The sequence below is a fragment of the Actinosynnema sp. NPDC059335 genome, from assembly GCF_042752395.1.
Classification (GTDB): Bacteria; Actinomycetota; Actinomycetes; order Mycobacteriales; family Pseudonocardiaceae; genus Actinosynnema.
In genome coordinates this window covers 24522-40058 of record NZ_JBHYXZ010000077.1, presented here as the reverse complement: position 1 = coordinate 40058, position 15537 = coordinate 24522, and the positions used below count along the sequence as shown (strand labels likewise).

At 73.6% G+C, this 15537-nt stretch carries 14 protein-coding genes; 8 read left to right on the top strand and 6 right to left on the bottom strand.

Annotated elements, in window-relative coordinates:
- The first annotated feature begins 112 nt into the window (after positions 1-112).
- The 3 genes from ACFXGA_RS23455 to ACFXGA_RS23445 all read left to right on the top strand — a co-directional run bounded on the left by ACFXGA_RS23455 (position 113) and on the right by ACFXGA_RS23445 (position 2337).
- Positions 113-916 carry an ABC transporter permease gene (locus tag ACFXGA_RS23455; RefSeq protein WP_378091037.1) on the top strand — a complete coding sequence of 268 codons (804 nt, stop codon included), beginning with the start codon at positions 113-115 and terminating at the stop codon, positions 914-916.
- Between the two features lie 96 nt (positions 917-1012).
- Positions 1013-1561, top strand: a complete 549-nt coding sequence (locus ACFXGA_RS23450) for a hypothetical protein (RefSeq protein ID WP_378091035.1) — start codon at positions 1013-1015, stop codon at positions 1559-1561.
- Positions 1561-2337, top strand: coding sequence for a hypothetical protein (locus ACFXGA_RS23445; protein ID WP_378091033.1), 777 nt, complete (start codon positions 1561-1563; stop codon positions 2335-2337). The genes ACFXGA_RS23450 and ACFXGA_RS23445 overlap by 1 nt, the downstream gene beginning before the upstream one ends.
- A gap of 100 nt (positions 2338-2437) precedes the next feature.
- Here ACFXGA_RS23445 and ACFXGA_RS23440 read toward each other — a convergent pair whose 3' ends face one another.
- From ACFXGA_RS23440 to ACFXGA_RS23420, 5 genes are all read right to left on the bottom strand, one after another.
- Positions 2438-2764, bottom strand: coding sequence for a hypothetical protein (locus ACFXGA_RS23440; RefSeq protein WP_378091031.1), 327 nt, complete (start codon positions 2762-2764; stop codon positions 2438-2440).
- A gap of 263 nt (positions 2765-3027) precedes the next feature.
- Positions 3028-3801, bottom strand: coding sequence for a GntR family transcriptional regulator (locus tag ACFXGA_RS23435; protein WP_378091029.1), 774 nt, complete (start codon positions 3799-3801; stop codon positions 3028-3030).
- 58 nt (positions 3802-3859) lie between these two features.
- Entirely contained in the window at positions 3860-4693 is an 834-nt protein-coding gene (locus tag ACFXGA_RS23430; RefSeq protein WP_378091027.1) for a glutamate ABC transporter substrate-binding protein, read from the bottom strand.
- A gap of 99 nt (positions 4694-4792) precedes the next feature.
- Positions 4793-7459 carry a GNAT family N-acetyltransferase gene (locus ACFXGA_RS23425; protein WP_378091025.1) on the bottom strand — a complete coding sequence of 889 codons (2667 nt, stop codon included), beginning with the start codon at positions 7457-7459 and terminating at the stop codon, positions 4793-4795.
- An 8-nt stretch (positions 7460-7467) separates the two neighbouring features.
- Positions 7468-8643, bottom strand: coding sequence for an acetoin utilization protein AcuC (locus tag ACFXGA_RS23420; protein WP_378091023.1), 1176 nt, complete (start codon positions 8641-8643; stop codon positions 7468-7470).
- A gap of 163 nt (positions 8644-8806) precedes the next feature.
- Between ACFXGA_RS23420 and ACFXGA_RS23415 the strand changes: the two genes are divergently transcribed.
- Positions 8807-9424: a hypothetical protein gene (locus ACFXGA_RS23415; protein WP_378091021.1), complete on the top strand. Its 618-nt coding sequence runs from the start codon at positions 8807-8809 to the stop codon at positions 9422-9424.
- A gap of 180 nt (positions 9425-9604) precedes the next feature.
- On the opposite strand, the gene ACFXGA_RS23410 is transcribed toward ACFXGA_RS23415, so the two are convergent.
- Positions 9605-10447 carry a sulfurtransferase gene (locus tag ACFXGA_RS23410; RefSeq protein WP_378091019.1) on the bottom strand — a complete coding sequence of 281 codons (843 nt, stop codon included), beginning with the start codon at positions 10445-10447 and terminating at the stop codon, positions 9605-9607.
- Between the two features lie 61 nt (positions 10448-10508).
- On the opposite strand from ACFXGA_RS23410, the gene ACFXGA_RS23405 reads away from it, so the two are divergent.
- From ACFXGA_RS23405 to ACFXGA_RS23390, 4 genes are read left to right on the top strand one after another with little or no spacing between them, the layout of a single operon-like run.
- Positions 10509-11201, top strand: a complete 693-nt coding sequence (locus tag ACFXGA_RS23405) for a metal-dependent transcriptional regulator (protein ID WP_378091017.1) — start codon at positions 10509-10511, stop codon at positions 11199-11201.
- Entirely contained in the window at positions 11198-12358 is a 1161-nt protein-coding gene (gene galK / locus ACFXGA_RS23400) for a galactokinase (RefSeq protein WP_378091015.1), read from the top strand. Before ACFXGA_RS23405 ends, galK begins: the two co-directional genes overlap by 4 nt.
- 27 nt (positions 12359-12385) lie before the next feature.
- Positions 12386-13348, top strand: coding sequence for a UDP-glucose 4-epimerase GalE (galE, locus tag ACFXGA_RS23395; protein ID WP_378091013.1), 963 nt, complete (start codon positions 12386-12388; stop codon positions 13346-13348).
- Positions 13348-15399: a prolyl oligopeptidase family serine peptidase gene (locus ACFXGA_RS23390; RefSeq protein ID WP_378091011.1), complete on the top strand. Its 2052-nt coding sequence runs from the start codon at positions 13348-13350 to the stop codon at positions 15397-15399. Before galE ends, ACFXGA_RS23390 begins: the two co-directional genes overlap by 1 nt.
- The last annotated feature ends 138 nt before the right edge of the window (positions 15400-15537 follow it).

The window sequence follows — 15537 nt, the reverse complement described above, 5'->3', positions numbered from 1 at the left end:
CAGACATCGGCCTGCGCAGGCCGACGCTGGACGACGTGTTCCTCGCGCTGACCGGCCACGCGGCCGGGAACGGCGGCGGGGACGGGCAGGCGAAGCAGGGGGAACAGGGAGCATGAGCGCGTTCACGCAGGCGTTGGGCGACGGCGCGGTCGTCGCCAAGCGCAACCTCATCAAGATCAAGCGGGTCCCGGACCTGATCGTGTTCTCGACCCTGTCGCCGATCATGTTCGTGCTGTTGTTCGCGTACGTGTTCGGCGGCTCGATCGCCATCCCGGGCATGGACTACCGCGAGTTCCTGATGGCGGGGATCTTCGCGCAGACCGTCGTGTTCGGCGCGACCATCACCGGCAGCGGACTGGCCGAGGACATCCAGAAGGGCGTGATCGACCGGTTCCGGTCGCTGCCCATGGCGCGGTCCGCGGTGCTGATCGGGCGCACCACGAGCGACCTGGCCAACAACGTGATCGTCATCCTGGTGATGTCGGTGACCGGCCTGATCGTGGGCTGGCGGATCCACTCCTCGCCGCTGGAGGCGCTGGCCGGGTTCGCGTTGCTGCTGCTGTTCGCCTACGCCGTGTCGTGGGGGATGGCGATCGTCGGGTTGATGGTGCGCAGCCCCGAGGTGTTCAACAACGCCTCGTTCATCGCGATCTTCCCGTTGACGTTCATCGCGAACACGTTCGTACAGGAGAGCAACCTGCCGGGGCCGCTGAAGACGTTCGCCGAGTGGAACCCGGTGTCGGCGGTGACGGCCGCCGCGCGGGAGCTGTTCGGCAACACCAACCCGATGGCCCCGGTGACGGACGTGTGGCCGCTGCGGCACCCGGTGCTGATGACCCTGATCTGGGTCGTGGTGTTCCTGCTCGTGTTCGTGCCGCTGGCGATCCGGCAGTACCGCAAGGCGGTCGCGCGGTAGCCGAGCGTCACCGCGCCACTTTGTCAAGAGGCGAACAGGTTTCAGCCCGATCGTGGTACGGGTAGCCGGTGGGCAACAGAGCCCGAGGAGGCGCAGATGTCCACCGGTACCACCATCGGCGTGATCGTCGTCGTGCTGGTCGTACTGGCCGCTATCGCGGTGCTGCTGAAGTTCCTGATGCAGCGCAAGAGGTTGCGCTCGAAGTTCGGCCCGGAGTACGAGCGGGCACTGGAGCGCAACGGCAGCCGGATGGCGGCGGAACGCGAACTGGCGGAACGGGAGCGGGAGCACGCGAAGCTGGAACTCCGCACGCTCGACGACGCGACGCGCGACAAGTACAGCCGGTCCTGGACGCTGGTCCAGGAGCGTTTCGTCGACGAGCCGAACGAGGCGGTGAGCCAGGCGGACGAGCTGGTGACCGACCTGATGGCCGAACGCGGTTACCCCACCGAGGGGTTCGAGCGCCGCGAGAAGCTGCTGTCCGTCGGCCACGCCCGCACGCTCGACCACTACCGCGAGGCGCACTCGATCACGGAGCGCCGCGAGCGCGGCGAGGCGTCCACCGAGGACCTGCGCGCCGCGATGGTGCACTACCGCACCGTGTTCGAGGACCTGCTCGCCGACGACCGGGAAGGGGCGCGGTAATGACCGACCAACGTCACCACCTCACCACCGAGGACTTCGCCGAGCGCGCGTCGACCGGGTCGGGGCCGGTGGACGGCCGCCGGGTCGGGTCCGGCGCGACCGACCGGGACGGCCTCGACCGCGAGCCGACCGTGTTCGACGAGCCGGCGCACGACAAGTCGCTGCACGGCGAGGCCGCCCTGACGGGCGAGCCCTTGGCGCACGGGGAACCGGCGCGCGACGGGGCCGTGCGCGACGAGACGATGCGCGACGGGGCCGCTCACGACGAGACCCTGCGTGACGACGCGATGCGCGACGGGACCATGCGTGACGGCGCCGCTCACGGCGACACCGTGCGCGACGAGGCGTGGGCGCAGGACGGCCTGGCGCACGACGGGACCGCCGGCGACGAGCCGGCGCACGACGGGACCGCGTACGACGAGACGGCCCAGGACGACCCGGCGCACGACCGGTCGGCGGCGCCCCAGGAGCCGGTGGAGCCGGCCGCGGTCGACACGACGGCCGGTGACGCGCCGCTGTTCACCCCGGACGACGCGGCGGACTACCAGGCCGAGTGGCGCGCCCTGCAGGCCGACTTCGTCGACGACCCGCGCGAGGCCGTGCAGCGGGCCGACGAGCTGGTCGCCCAGGTGATGCAGTCCCTGGCCACCACGTTCACCGAGCACAAGCACTCGCTCGAGGAGCAGTGGCAGCGCGGTGACGAGGCGCAGACCGAGGAGCTGCGGCAGGCCCTCAAGCGCTACCGCACGTTCTTCGACCGGCTGCTGTCGGTCTGATCACCGGGACGTGATCGCCGAGCCGTGCAGGCTCCCCGTTGTGCATCCGGCGACCCGGGTGCACAACGGGTGTTCCACGGCGTCCGGGCCCGGCGGGTGATCAGCCGGGCAGCTCCCGGATCTCCATCTCCAGCACGTCGATCTCGTCGCTGATCGCCTCGTCCAGCATCCGGTCGAGCAGCTGCGAGCAGTCCGACGACCCGACGCCGAACCGGGGCACCTGCTCCCACCACACCGCCGGGTTGTTCCAGAACGAGCCGGAACCCTGGTCGACGCCCTCCAGGCAGCGCAGCCGCGTGTCGTCGTCCGGCAGCCGGCGGACGTAGTCGATGAACCTGGCCAGCGCGTCCGGGTCGGCCACCGGCACCGCGCCGTACCCGCGCAGGCAGTCCTCCAGTTCCGTCAGGAACTCCTCTTTGAACGTCACGCCGCCACCCCCGCTTCCCCCGCGACCTCGCGGGTGAGGAGGACTCACGTCCCAGCCCGTCCACGGTACCTCCGCCGACGCACGGAGAAATTACTGCCAATGGGCGGTTCCAGAACAAGATTCGCTAACGTTCGGCCGCCCGACCGCCGACCCGGCCCGCGAACGTCCTCTGTGGACAGCCAGTGACCGGCGGCGGACGCCCCGCTGCCGGCGGGCCCGACCGAGGGCGGCGGCGCGGGCCCGGCCGGGGCCGGCGCGCCCGTTCACTCCGCCCGCTGCCGCGCCCGGAAGCTGAACCGGTCGCCCCGGTAGAGCGAGCGGACCCGCTCGATCGGTTCGCCAACGTTGTCATGGGACACGCGGTGCAGCAGCAGCATCGGCAGCGCCGGGTTCGTGCCGATGAGCAACGCCTCCCGCGGCGTCGCCAGCACGGTCTCCACCCGTTCCTCGGCCTCGGCGAACACCACGCCCAACCGGTCGGTCAGGCACGCGTACAGCGACGTGGTCGGGTCCAGGACGTCCAGCAGCGTCGGGAACCGCGCCTGCGACAGGTAGGTCGATTCCAGCCCGACCCGCTCGCCGTCGGCCAGCAGCACCCGTTCCAGGTGGATCACCGGGTCGCCGCGCCCGACCCGCAGGTCCCGCGCCAGCACGTCGTCCGCGGGCAGGTGCTCGACGGTGATCACGCCGCGGGACGGCTCGACGCCCTGGCGGCGCATGCCCTCGGTGTAGCTCAGCAGCGACAGCGGCTGCTCCAGCTTGGGCGGCGCGACGTAGGTGCCGCTGCCCTGGCGGCGTTGCAGCTTGCCCTCGAGCACCAGCTCGCCGACGGCCTGCCGCAGCGTCACCCGCGACACCGAGAACCGCTCGGCCAGTTCCCGCTCCGACGGCAGCGCCGTGCCCTCCCCCAGCGCGTCGACGAGCCACAGCAGCTCCGTCTTGACCGCGTAGTAGCGCGGGATGCGGCCGTGGTCCGGGATGCCGGCGCGGACCGGCCCGTCCGCGCGGTAGTGGGGCGCGTAATACGAGGCATGCACGGTTCGAGCCTACGGGCCGGTCGCCGCCCGTCGGACCGCTGACGGGGTGGGTCGCAGATCACGCCGCGAGCTGCGGCGGATCCGGTATGGCGTAACCGGACGCACCCACGTTGGCCTCCAGCGACCTGCGCCATTCGCCGGTGTCGATCATCTTCCGAACGGCGGCGGCGACCTTCGCCTTGCTGGTCGGATCGCCCTTGCGCAGCCCGATGCCGTACTCCTCCTTGCTGAACGGCTTGTTGACCACCCGCAGCAGCTCGGGGTTCTGCGCGGCGTAGCCCGCGAGGATGACGTCGTCGGTCGTCATCGCGTCCACCTGCTCGGCCAGCAGCGCGGTCACGCAGTCGCTGAAGTTCGGGTACTCCACCAGTTGGACGGACTGCGCGTACCGGTCTTTCACGTGTTGCGCCGAGGTGGTGTTGGCCACCGAGCAGAGCTTGAGGTTGCCGGAGTCGAGCGACTCCGGTCCGGTGATCCGCTCGTCGGTCAACCGGACCAGCAGGTCCTGCCCGGCCACGAAGTACGGACCCACGAAGTCGATGACCTCCTTGCGCTTGTCGGTGATCGAGTAGCTGGACACCACCAGGTCGGCGGCCCCCGAGGTGAGCAGCTTCTCGCGTTCCGAGGGCGTGGCCTCGATGAACCGGACGTCCTCGGCGGCGGCGCCCAGCTCGCGGGCGACGTACCGGGCCACGTCGACGTCGAAGCCCCGGTAGGTGCCGTCCAGGCGGCGCACGCCGAGTCCCGGCTGGTCGTACGCCACGGCGATGGTCAGCCCGGTCGAGCTGTCCGCCTTGCCGGCGACGGTCGTGTCGTCGCCGGAGGAGCACGAGGTGAGGACGAGCGCGGCGGAGCACGCCACAACGAGGGCGCGCGACAGTGCCAGAGCCATTCTTCCCCTTTTCGGGAGGTTCCCTCTCGGATGCGGGAAACCTAGGCGGCGCAAGGGGTCCGGTCCAGGGCCGAGGGGAGGAAACGGGCACCTGATCGGTCAAGCCCGGCGCTGGTGCACCGACCTGAGCTGCCTGGGACCGGTGTCATGCCGCGACGGCGGCGGGCCGAGCGTGACGCGCGCGTTGCCGACGTACGCGCCGGCGGCGCTGGCCAGCACGGGCTCCAGGGACAGCTCCCGCACCTCCGGCAGGTCCTCGGCGAGGGCGGCGAGCCGCAGCACGAGGTCCTGCAACGCGGTCAGGTCCGCCGGCTCGTCGCCCCGGTACCCGGCCAGCAGCGGCGCGGCCTTGGGCGCGCGGACCAGCGCCGCCGCGTCCGCGTCGGTGAGCGGGACCGCCCGGTAGGCGCGGTCCCCGAGCAGGTCGCTGACGAGCCCGGACAGGCCGAACGACACCAGCGAGCCGAACGACGGGTCGTCCTGGAGCCCGAGCACGCACGAGATCCCCTTGGGTGCCATGCGTTGCACGTACACGTCGGGCCGGTCCGACATGCCGGCGAGCATCGCGTACGCCGTGCGAACGGCTTCCGCGCCGGTCAGGTCGAGCCGGACGCCGACGAGGTCGGTGCGGTGCCGCAGCCGCTCGTCGGTGGACTTCAACGCCACCGGGTAGCCCAGGTCCTCCGCCGCGCGGACCGCGTCGTCCGCCGACGTGACGACCCGGAACGGCACGATCTCCACGCCGTAGCACGCGAGCAGCCGCACGGCGGTGTCGTCGTCCAACCGCCGTTCGCCGTCCAGCTCCAGCGACGCCACGAGGGCGTGCGCGGCGGCGGGGTCGATGCCCTCGGGCCGCGCGAACGTGCCCTGCGGCGCGGACCGCCACCGCGCGTAGCGCGTCACCCGCGCCAACGCGGCCACCGCCCGCTCCGGGCTCGGGTACGACGGCACGGAACCGCGTCCGGGCGCGCCGCCGGGACCGGGCACGGCCAGTTCGGCGGGCACGCCCTCCACGGCCAGGAACGTCGAGGCGATCGGCTTGCCCTGCCCGGCCTCCTCCACCACCTCGCGCAACGCGCGGGCGAACGACGCGCCGGGCACCGCCAGCGGCGGCACGAACACCACCACGAGCGCGTCCGCGGCCGGGTTCGCCAACGCCTCCCGCACCGCCGCCGCGAACGCCTCCGGCCCGGCCTGCGAGCCCACGTCCACCGGCTCGCCCGCCAGCTCCAGGCCCTGCGCCAGCGCGGTGTCCGCGGCCAGCAGCCCGATCGCGGTCGAGTTGCCCACCACGGCGACCCGCGGCCCGGCGGGCAGCGGCTGGTGCGCCAGCAGCAGCGCGGTGTCGAACAGCTGCGCCAGCGACTCCACCCGGATCACGCCGGCCTGCTCGAACAACGCCTGCACGCTCGACTCGTCCACCGGCACCGAGGTGGCCGCCAACGCGGGCGTGACCGCGTGCCGCCCCGACTTCACCGCCACGATGGGCTTGGTGCGGCCGAGCCGGCGGGCCAGCCGGGCGAACTTGCGCGGGTTGCCGAACGACTCCAGGTACAGCAGCACCACGTCGGTGGCCGGATCGGTCTCCCAGTACTGGAGCAGGTCGTTGCCCGAGACGTCGGACCGGTTGCCCGCGGACACGAACGTGGACAGGCCGAGGCCGCGTTCGGCGGCGGTGGCCAGGATCGCGGTGCCCAGCGCGCCGGACTGGCAGAAGAAGCCGGTGCGGCCGCGGGCCGGGAGCCGCGGCGCGAGGGTGGCGTTGAGGCGGACGCCCGCGTCGGTGTTCAGCACGCCCAGCGCGTTCGGGCCGACCACCCGCATGCCGTGCGCGCGGGCCTCGGCGGCGAGCCTGCGCTCCGCGCTCAACCCGCCCGGCCCGGTCTCGCCGAACCCGGACGTGACCACGACGAGCGCCTTCACGCCCTTGGCGAGGCAGGCGTCCATCACCTCGTCCACGCCCGCGGCGGGCACCGCGACCACGGCGAGGTCCACGTCGTCGGGGATGTCCAGCACGGACGGGTACGCGCGCACCCCGCGCACCGACCGGTGCTCGGCGTTGACCGGGTACACCGGCCCGGCGAAGTCGGCGCCGAGCAGGTTCGTCAGCACCGCGTGGCCGATCTTGGTCTGGTCGGTGGACGCGCCGATCACCGCCACCGACCTGGGGTGCAGCAGGTTGTGCACGCTGCGCGCCTCGGCGGCCTGCTCGCGGGCGCGGGCCACCGCCACCGACTCCTCGGTGGGGTCGATGTCGAACTCCAGGTGCACCACGCCCTCCTCGAACGCGCGGCTCACGCCGTAGCCCGCGTCCCGGAAGATCCGCACCATCTGGCCGTTCTCGGCGAGCACCTCGGCGGTGAACCGGCTCAGCCCGCGTTCCCTCGCGGCGGCGGCGAGGTGCTCCAGCAGGATCGAGCCCAGGCCGCGGCCCTGGTGGGCGTCCTCGACCACGAACGCGACCTCCGCCGAGCCGCTCGTGCCGAGCCGGTCGTAGCGGCCGACGGCCACGATGTCGTCGCCGAGCAGCGCGGCGAACGCGACCCGGTCGGCGTGGTCGACGGTGCTGAACCGCTCGAGGTCCCGCCGGGGCATCCGCGGGTAGGGGCCGAAGTAGCGGAAGTAGCGGGTGCGCTCGGACAGCCGGCCGTGGAACGCGAGCAGCTTGTCCGCGTCGTCGGGGGTGATCGGCCGCAGGTGGACCGTGCCGCCGTCGCTGAGCACGACGTCGGCCTCCCAGTGCCTCGGGTAGTCGAACGGGTCCACGGCTTCGCTCAGTCCCTCGGGTCGTCGGGGTCCAGCCCGTGCAGCGGGAACACCGCACGCCGGGTGTCCCGGACCGCCAGGTCGACGGGCGTGTCGAGCTGGCCGCCCCAGGGCTCGAACGCGGTGTCGGCCGCGTCGGTCATGGACGACGGCAGCGGCCGGTTCGGGGCCAGGCCCGACGCGTGGGCGACCCAGTCGGCGGGCAGCGGCGCGTCCGGGTCGACGTCCCGGTCCAGCACGGTGGCCAGCAGGTGCGTCCAGCTGCGCGGCACGACCCGCAGCAGCTCGTACCCGCCGCCGCCGAGGGCGAGCCAGCGACCGCCCGCGGTCTCCCCGGCCAGCTCGCGCAGCCTGCGGTAGATCGCGCGGTGGCCGTCCACGGTGAGCGCCAGGTCGGCCAGCGGGTCCTCGCGGTGGGTGTCCACGCCGCACTGCGTGACCAGCACCCGGGGCCGGAACGCGCGCAGCAGCGACGGCACGGTCGCCTCGAACGCCCGCAGCCAGGCCCGGTCGCCGGTCCCGGGCGGCAGGGCCAGGTTCACGCTCGTGCCCTCCGCGCCCGGACCGCCCACCTCGGCGGGCCGCCCGGTGCCCGGCCACAGGCTCAGCGGGCTCTGGTGCACCGAGATCGTCAGCACGCGCGGGTCGTCGTAGAAGGCGGCCTGCACGCCGTCGCCGTGGTGCACGTCGGTGTCGACGTAGGCGATCCGGTCGAAGCCGTGGTCGAGCAGCCACGAGATCGCCACCGCGCAGTCGTTGTAGACGCAGAACCCGGCGGCGTGGTCGCGCATCGCGTGGTGCAGCCCGCCCGCGATGTTGACCGCCCGGTCGGCCTCGCCCGACGCGATCCGCCGGGCCGCGGCCAGCGAACCGCCCACGACCAGCGCGGACGCCTCGTGCATGCGGTCGAACACCGGGTTGTCGGCGGTGCCCAGGCCGTGCCCGACGTCCCAGCCGGCCATCGGCGCGGCCCGCACCGCGTTGAGGTAGGACGGCTCGTGGACGCGTTCGATCTCCGCCTCCGACGCCGGGTCGGGCGTGACGAGGTCCACCCCGTCCAGCACGCCGAGCCCGGCGGCGAGCCGGACGGTCAGGTCCAGTCGGACCGGGTTGAGCGGGTGGTCCCCGCCCAGGTCGTAGCCGAGGAAGGACTCGTCCCAGACCACGGCGGCTGCCTTGCCCATGTCGGCAACCTAACCCACCGGGCGGGTGGGGGTGTGATCACAGCTTGGTCGCCCCGCACGCCCGGGGGTCCGGGGTGGACTTAGAGTCTGCCGAGACGCGGCGGGCCAGGATTGCGGCCATCGAGGATGGAACCCCGCACGTCGGAACGGGGTCAGAGAAGACATGCAGCTGCGACGAGTCCCCGCCCTGACCGCTGTGCTGGCCTTGGCGCTCACGCTCGGCCTCACCGGGTGCGCCACCAAGGTCGTCGGCAGCCCCGTCGCCGCGGCGGGCGCGGACTCCGGCACCACCTCGGGCGAGCCGTCGTCGACCAGGACGTCGTCGCCGAAGTCCTCGAAGTCCGCCGACAAGCCGACCGCGCCCAAGACCACGGACGCGAAGAAGCCGAACGGCGACATCAAGATCACGACCAAGAAGAAGACCGAGGGCTACGAGGACTGCGACCTCCTCACCCCCGAGGAGGTCGGCGCGGCCGTCGGCGCGGCGAAGGTCGGCGAGAAGGGCTGCGTGCAGAGCACCGAGGAGCCGTACTCGGTGGTGCTGTTCATGCTGAACTTCGCCGAGTACGAGGGCGAGGCGCGGGCCATCGAGGTGGGCGGCAACACCGCGTACGAGGTGAAGTCGGACGGCGAGTGCACGGTGCTGGTCATGCTGACCGACGACCCCGACGAGATCACGCCCGCGTTCCAGACCACCGTGACGCCGATCGACGAGTTCGAGCCGTGCGCGGTCGCGCTGAAGCTCGCGACGAAGGCGTTCGAGAAGATCCCCAACGCCTGACCGGCCCTGCGGGGCGGCCCGGACGGGTTCGGCGACCCCGGTCACGCCCCTTGCCGCCGGACGACACGGGTCCGGCGGCAACGGTGTCGCGTCACCCTTCGCCGGCGGCCGGGACGGGGTCGGCGGCAAGGGTCAGGCGTCGCCCCTCGCGGGCGGCCGGGACGCGGTCGGCGGCGAGGGTCAGGCGTCGCCCGTCGCCGCCGGGCGGGACGGGTCCGACGACCACTGCGACCAGGAGCCCGCGTAGAGCGGCGCGGGGCGGTCCCGGGTGGTGAGGCCCGCCACCTCCAGGGCCAGCACCACCGACGACGCGGTGACGCCAGACCCGCAGTAGGCCGCCACCGGGCGATCGGGCGTGACGCCGATCGCGGCGAAGCGCTCGGCCAGCGCCGGGGCCGGCCGCCAGCGCCCCTCGGCGGTGTGGCCCGACGTCGGCGCGTTCAGCGCGCCCGGGATGTGCCCGGCCCGCGGGTCGACCGGCTCCGTCTCGCCCCGGTAGCGCTCGGGCGCGCGGGCGTCCAGCAGCACGCCGGCCGCGGGGAACGCGGCGGCCTCGTCGGCGTCCAGCACCGGCATGCCGCCGGGCCGCACCACGATGTCGCCGGGAACAGGCGTCGGCGTGTCGGCGTTGACCGGGTAGCCGTCGGCGGTCCACGCCGCGTAGCCGCCGTCCAGGACCGCCACCTCCGGGTGACCGGCCCAGCGCAGCAGCCACCAGGCACGGGCCGCGACCGAGCCGTCACCCGCGTCGTACGCCACGACCGGGTGATGCGCGCGGACGCCGGCGGCCCGCAGCACGGCCTGCAGCGCCGACGGGTCGGGCAGCGGGTGCCGGCCGCCCGCGCCGGGCGGCGCGGACAGCTCGGTGTCGAGGTCGACGTACACGGCGCCGGGAACGTGCCCGACCTCGTAGTCTTGACGTCCCGGTGGTCCGCCCAGCCGCCAGCGGACGTCGAGCACGACCGGTGGTTCGGCGCCGTCCAACGCGGTGGCCAGGGCTTCGGTGCTGATCAGTGGATGCACGGCACCATCCTGCACCCGTGACCGGCCGACTAGCATTGACGCCATACGAAGGGGAGCGGGTGTGAACGACCTCATCGACACCACCGAGATGTACCTCCGCACGATCTACGAGCTGGAAGAAGAAGGCGTGGTGCCCCTGCGCGCCCGCATCGCCGAGCGGTTGGGCCAGAGCGGCCCGACGGTGAGCCAGACGGTCGGCCGGATGGAGCGCGACGGCCTGGTCGTCGTGGCCGACGACCGGCACCTGGAGCTGACCGAGCAGGGCCGCAACCTGGCCGTGGCGGTCATGCGCAAGCACCGGCTCGCCGAGCGCCTGCTGGTCGACATCATCGGCCTGGAGTGGGAGCACGTGCACAGCGAGGCGTGCCGCTGGGAGCACGTGATGAGCGAGGCCGTCGAGCGCAAGCTGGTCAAGCTCCTCGGCAACCCCACCACCTCGCCCTACGGCAACCCCATCCCCGGGCTGGACAAGCTGGGCGACGGCGAGCCCGCCCCCGCCGCCGAGGCGGACCTGGTGCGCGTGGACGAGGTGGCCCGCCGCGGCGGCGGCCGGGTGGAGGTGCGGCGGATCGCCGAGCACGTGCAGCTCGACCCCGACCTGATGGCCGAGCTGAAGGCCGCGGGCGTGGTGCCGGGCGGCACGGTCGAGGTCGACTCGCTCGGTGGCGCGAAGGTCGTCCAGGTGCGCGGCAACGGCACGGTCGCCGAGCTGGACCCGGCCGTGGCGCACGCCGTCCTGGTGCAGGCCCGGTGAGCCCTACGCGGCGCGCGGCCGCGGCGTTCGCCCGGCTGCACGGCGTCGCGCCGGCCGGCGTGTGGTCCGCTCCCGGACGGGTGAACCTGATCGGGGAGCACACCGACTACAACGACGGCTTCGTGCTGCCGTTCGCGCTGCCGCACCGGACCGCGGTGGCCGCGTCGCCGCGGGACGACGGGCGGCTGCACGTGACCACGGTCGGTGACGACGGCGTGGCGCAGCAGGCGTCCCCGCTCGTGGTCGCCGACCTCGAACCGGGTGTGGTGGGCGGCTGGGCCGCCTACCCGGCCGGCGTGGCGTGGGCGCTGCGCGACCAGGGCGTGACCGGCGGGGCGAACCTCGTCATCGCCGGGGACGTGCCCGCGGGCGCGGGCCTGTCGTCGTCGCACGCGCTGGAGTGCGCGGTGGCGCTCGCGCTGCTCGGGCTGGCCGGGCGGCCCGCCGACGACCTGCCCCGGATCGCGCGCTGGGTGCAGCGCGCGGAGAACGACTTCGTCGGCGCGCCCACCGGCCTGCTGGACCAGACCGCGTCCCTGTGCTGCACCGAGGCCCATGTGCTGTTCCTCGACGTGCGGTCGTTCGAGGCCGAGCAGGTGCCGTTCGACGCCTCCGCGCACGACCTGGAGGTGCTGGTCATCGACACCCGGGCGAGCCACTCGCACACCGACGGCGGCTACGGCGCGCGTCGGGCCGGGTGCGAGGAGGCGGCCGGGCTGCTGGGCGTGCCCGCGCTGCGCGACGTCGCGCCGGACGGCCTCGACGGGGCGCTGGACCGGCTGCCCGACCGGCTGCGGCCGCTGGTGCGGCACGTGGTGACGGAGAACGCCCGCGTGCTGCGGGCGGTGGAGCTGCTGCGGGCCGACGAGCTGGCCGCGCTGGGTCCGCTGCTGGACGCGTCGCACGCGTCGCTGCGGGACGACTACCGCGTGTCCGCGCCGGAGCTGGACGTGGCCGTGGACGCGGCGAAGGCGGCGGGCGCGCTGGGCGCGCGGATGACCGGCGGCGGCTTCGGCGGGTCGGCGATCGCGCTGGTGCCCGCGGCGGAGCACGACGAGGTGGTGCGGCGGGTGCTCGCCGCGTTCGCCGAGCGCGGCTGGACCACGCCGCGGACCTTCACGGCCGTGCCCTCGGCGGGCGCGGGCCGTGACGAATGACGTTCTAGTCGAAAGCGGGGATGCAGGGTGAAGTTGCTCGTCACGGGCGGCGCCGGGTACGTGGGCAGCGTCTGCGCGGCCAGGCTGGTCGAGTCCGGGCACGAGGTGGTCGTGCTGGACGACCTGTCCACCGGCCACGCCGACGCGGTGCCCGACGGCGCGCGGCTGGTGGACGCGAACATCGACGACGTGATCGGCGAGGTGCTCGCCGACGGTTTCGACGGTGTGCTGCACTTCGCGGCCAAGTCCCTGGTGGGCGAGTCCATGCAGGACCCCGCGAAGTACTGGCAGGGCAACGTGGTCACGTCGCTGCGGCTGCTGGACGCGATGCGCGAGCACGGCACGCCGCGCCTGGTGTTCTCCTCCACGGCCGCGACCTACGGCGAGCCGGACGAGGTGCCGATCGCCGAGACCGCGCCGACCCGCCCGACCAACACCTACGGCGCGACGAAGCTCGCGATCGACCACGCGATCACGTCCTACGCCGCCGCGCACGGCCTGGCCGCGGTGTCGCTGCGCTACTTCAACGTGGCCGGCGCGTACGGGCGGTTCGGCGAGCGGCACGGTGTGGAGACGCACCTCATCCCGATCGTGCTCCAGGTCGCGTCCGGCGTGCGGGACCGGGTGCAGGTCTACGGCGACGACTGGCCGACCGAGGACGGCACGTGCGTGCGCGACTACATCCACGTGGTGGACCTCGCCGACGCGCACCTGCGGGCGCTGAAGCACGCGACCGCGGGCGAGCACCGCATCTACAACCTCGGCAACGGGTTCGGCTTCTCGGTCCAGCAGGTCATCGACGCCTGCCGCGAGGTGACCGGGCACCCGATCCCCGCCGACGTCGCGCCCCGCCGGGCGGGCGACCCGGCCGTGCTCGTCGCCTCCAGCGAGAAGGCCCGCACGGAGCTGGGGTGGAAGCCCGAGCGCGTGGACCTGGCCGGCATCGTGCGCGACGCGTGGGACTTCACCCGGTCGCGGCAGGGGGCGTGATGGCAGGCAAGATCACCGAAGCGGCGTTCGGGGACCTGACGGCGTTCACCGAGATGCCGCGGCTCTCGTCGCTCGCGCTGTCCCCGGACGGGACGCGCCTGGTCACCGCGGTGGCGACGCTCTCGCCGGACGGCAAGGCGTGGCAGGCGGCGCTGTGGGAGGTCGACCCGGCGGGCGAGCGCCCCGCGCGGCGGTTGACGCGCGGCGCGAAGGGCGAGTCCGCGCCCGCGTTCACGCCCGACGGCGCGCTGCTGTTCCTCTCCTCGCGGCCCGACCAGGAGGCCAAGCCGGCGGACGGCAAGGCCAAGGACAAGACCGCGCTGTGGCTGCTGCCGCCCGTCGGCGAGGCGCGCGAGCTGTACCGGCCCGCGGGCGGGGTGTCGGAGTTCGCGGTGGCGCGGGACGCCGGCACGGTGCTGTTCGCGGCGGGCGCGCACCCCACGGTGGAGTTCGGCGAGCAGGACGAGGAGCACCGCAAGGCCCGCGAGGACGCCGGGGTGACCGCGATCCTGCACGAGTCGTACCCGGTCCGGTACTGGGACGCCGACCTCGGGCCGAGCTACCCCCGGCTGCTGGTGACCACCGCGCCGGTCGACGTGCACCGCGAGCGCGTGGACCAGGCCGAGGACCTGGTCGACCTGACGCCGCACGCGGCGTCGCGGCTGGACGACTCCCCCGCGATCAGCCCGGACGGGCGGTGGGTCGTGCACACCGAGGGCGTCGTGGTGAGCGCGTCGTACGGCAAGCGGGTGCGGCTGCGGCTGACGTCGACCGACGGCGCGGTGGACCGCGTGCTCGCCGACCGGGAGGGGCACTCGTTCCTCCAGCCGGTGTTCCTGCCGGACTCGTCCGGGGTGGTCGCGGTGCGGGCGTTCGACTCCACGCCGGAGAGCCCGTGGCGCAACACGCTGGTGCGCATCGACCTGGAGTCGGGCGCGGTCGAGGAGCTGGCGGCCGACTTCGCGGAGGAACCGGAGCACCCGGTCGTGAGCCCGGCCGGTGACGCGGTGTACTTCACCAGCAGCCACCGGGGCCACCAGCCGATCTGGAAGCTCGACCTGGCGTCCGGCTCGGTGGTGAAGCTGACCGCGACCGGCGCGTACACCGACGTGCGGGTCAGCCCCGACGGCACGACCGTGTACGCGCTGCGCAGCGCGTGGGACCACCCGCCGCAGCCGGTGCGCCTGACGGCCGACGGGGTGGACCAGCAGGCCACCCCGCTGCCCGCGCCCGGCGCGGTGGAGTCGCTGCCCGGCACGCTCACCGAGATCGACACGGTGGTCGAGGACGGCCGGACCGTGCGGGCGTGGCTGGTGCTGCCCGCCGGCGCGTCGGCCGACCGGCCCGCGCCGCTGCTGCTGTGGGTGCACGGCGGGCCGGTGATGAGCTGGAGCGGGTGGAGCTGGCGCTGGAACCCGTGGCTCATGGCCGCGCGGGGTTACGCGGTGCTGCTGCCGGACCCGGCGCTGTCCACCGGGTACGGGCACGACTTCGTGCGCGCCGGGTGGGCCTCGTGGGGCGGCAAGCCGTACACGGACCTGATGGCGATCACGGACGTGGCCGTGCGGCGCGACGACATCGACGACTCGCGCACGGCCGCCATGGGCGGGTCGTTCGGCGGGTACATGGCGAACTGGATCGCCACGCAGACCGACCGGTTCAACGCGATCGTGACGCACGCGTCGCTGTGGCACCTGGACGCGTTCACCGGGACCACGGACGACTCGTACTACTGGATCCGCGAGATGGGCGACCCGCTGCGGCAGGAGGAGACGGTGCGGGCGAACTCGCCGCACCTGCGGGTGGCCGACATCAAGACGCCCATGCTCGTGATCCACGGCGACAAGGACTACCGGGTCCCGATCGGCGAGGGGCAGCGCCTGTACTTCGACCTCGTGCGGCACGGTGTGCCGGCGAAGTTCCTGTACTTCCCGAGCGAGAACCACTGGATCCTCACGCCCGGCAACGCCAAGGTCTGGTACGAGACCGTGTTCGCGTTCCTGGCCGAGCACGTGCTGGGCGAACCCTGGCGGCGGCCCGACCTGGTCTGACCGGGCTCCGACGCGGTGCCCGCTCGGGGCGGACTCCCCCGGGGTACGGCCTGCCCTTCGGTGCCATCCCGCGGAGGCGTCCCGGGACGCCGCCGCGGATTAGCCTCCTCGGGGTCGCGGCCTACCATGGTGGGGGCG

Bases quoted from the DNA above. Each gene is read 5' to 3' on its own strand.
- ACFXGA_RS23420 (WP_378091023.1), bottom strand. From the start codon at position 8,643: ATGGGCAAGGCAGCCGCCGTGGTCTGGGACGAGTCCTTCCTCGGCTAC.
- ACFXGA_RS23415 (WP_378091021.1), top strand. From the start codon at position 8,807: ATGCAGCTGCGACGAGTCCCCGCCCTGACCGCTGTGCTGGCCTTGGCG.
- ACFXGA_RS23445 (WP_378091033.1), top strand. From the start codon at position 1,561: ATGACCGACCAACGTCACCACCTCACCACCGAGGACTTCGCCGAGCGC.
- ACFXGA_RS23455 (WP_378091037.1), top strand. From the start codon at position 113: ATGAGCGCGTTCACGCAGGCGTTGGGCGACGGCGCGGTCGTCGCCAAG.
- ACFXGA_RS23390 (WP_378091011.1), top strand. From the start codon at position 13,348: ATGGCAGGCAAGATCACCGAAGCGGCGTTCGGGGACCTGACGGCGTTC.
- ACFXGA_RS23450 (WP_378091035.1), top strand. From the start codon at position 1,013: ATGTCCACCGGTACCACCATCGGCGTGATCGTCGTCGTGCTGGTCGTA.
- ACFXGA_RS23430 (WP_378091027.1), bottom strand. From the start codon at position 4,693: ATGGCTCTGGCACTGTCGCGCGCCCTCGTTGTGGCGTGCTCCGCCGCG.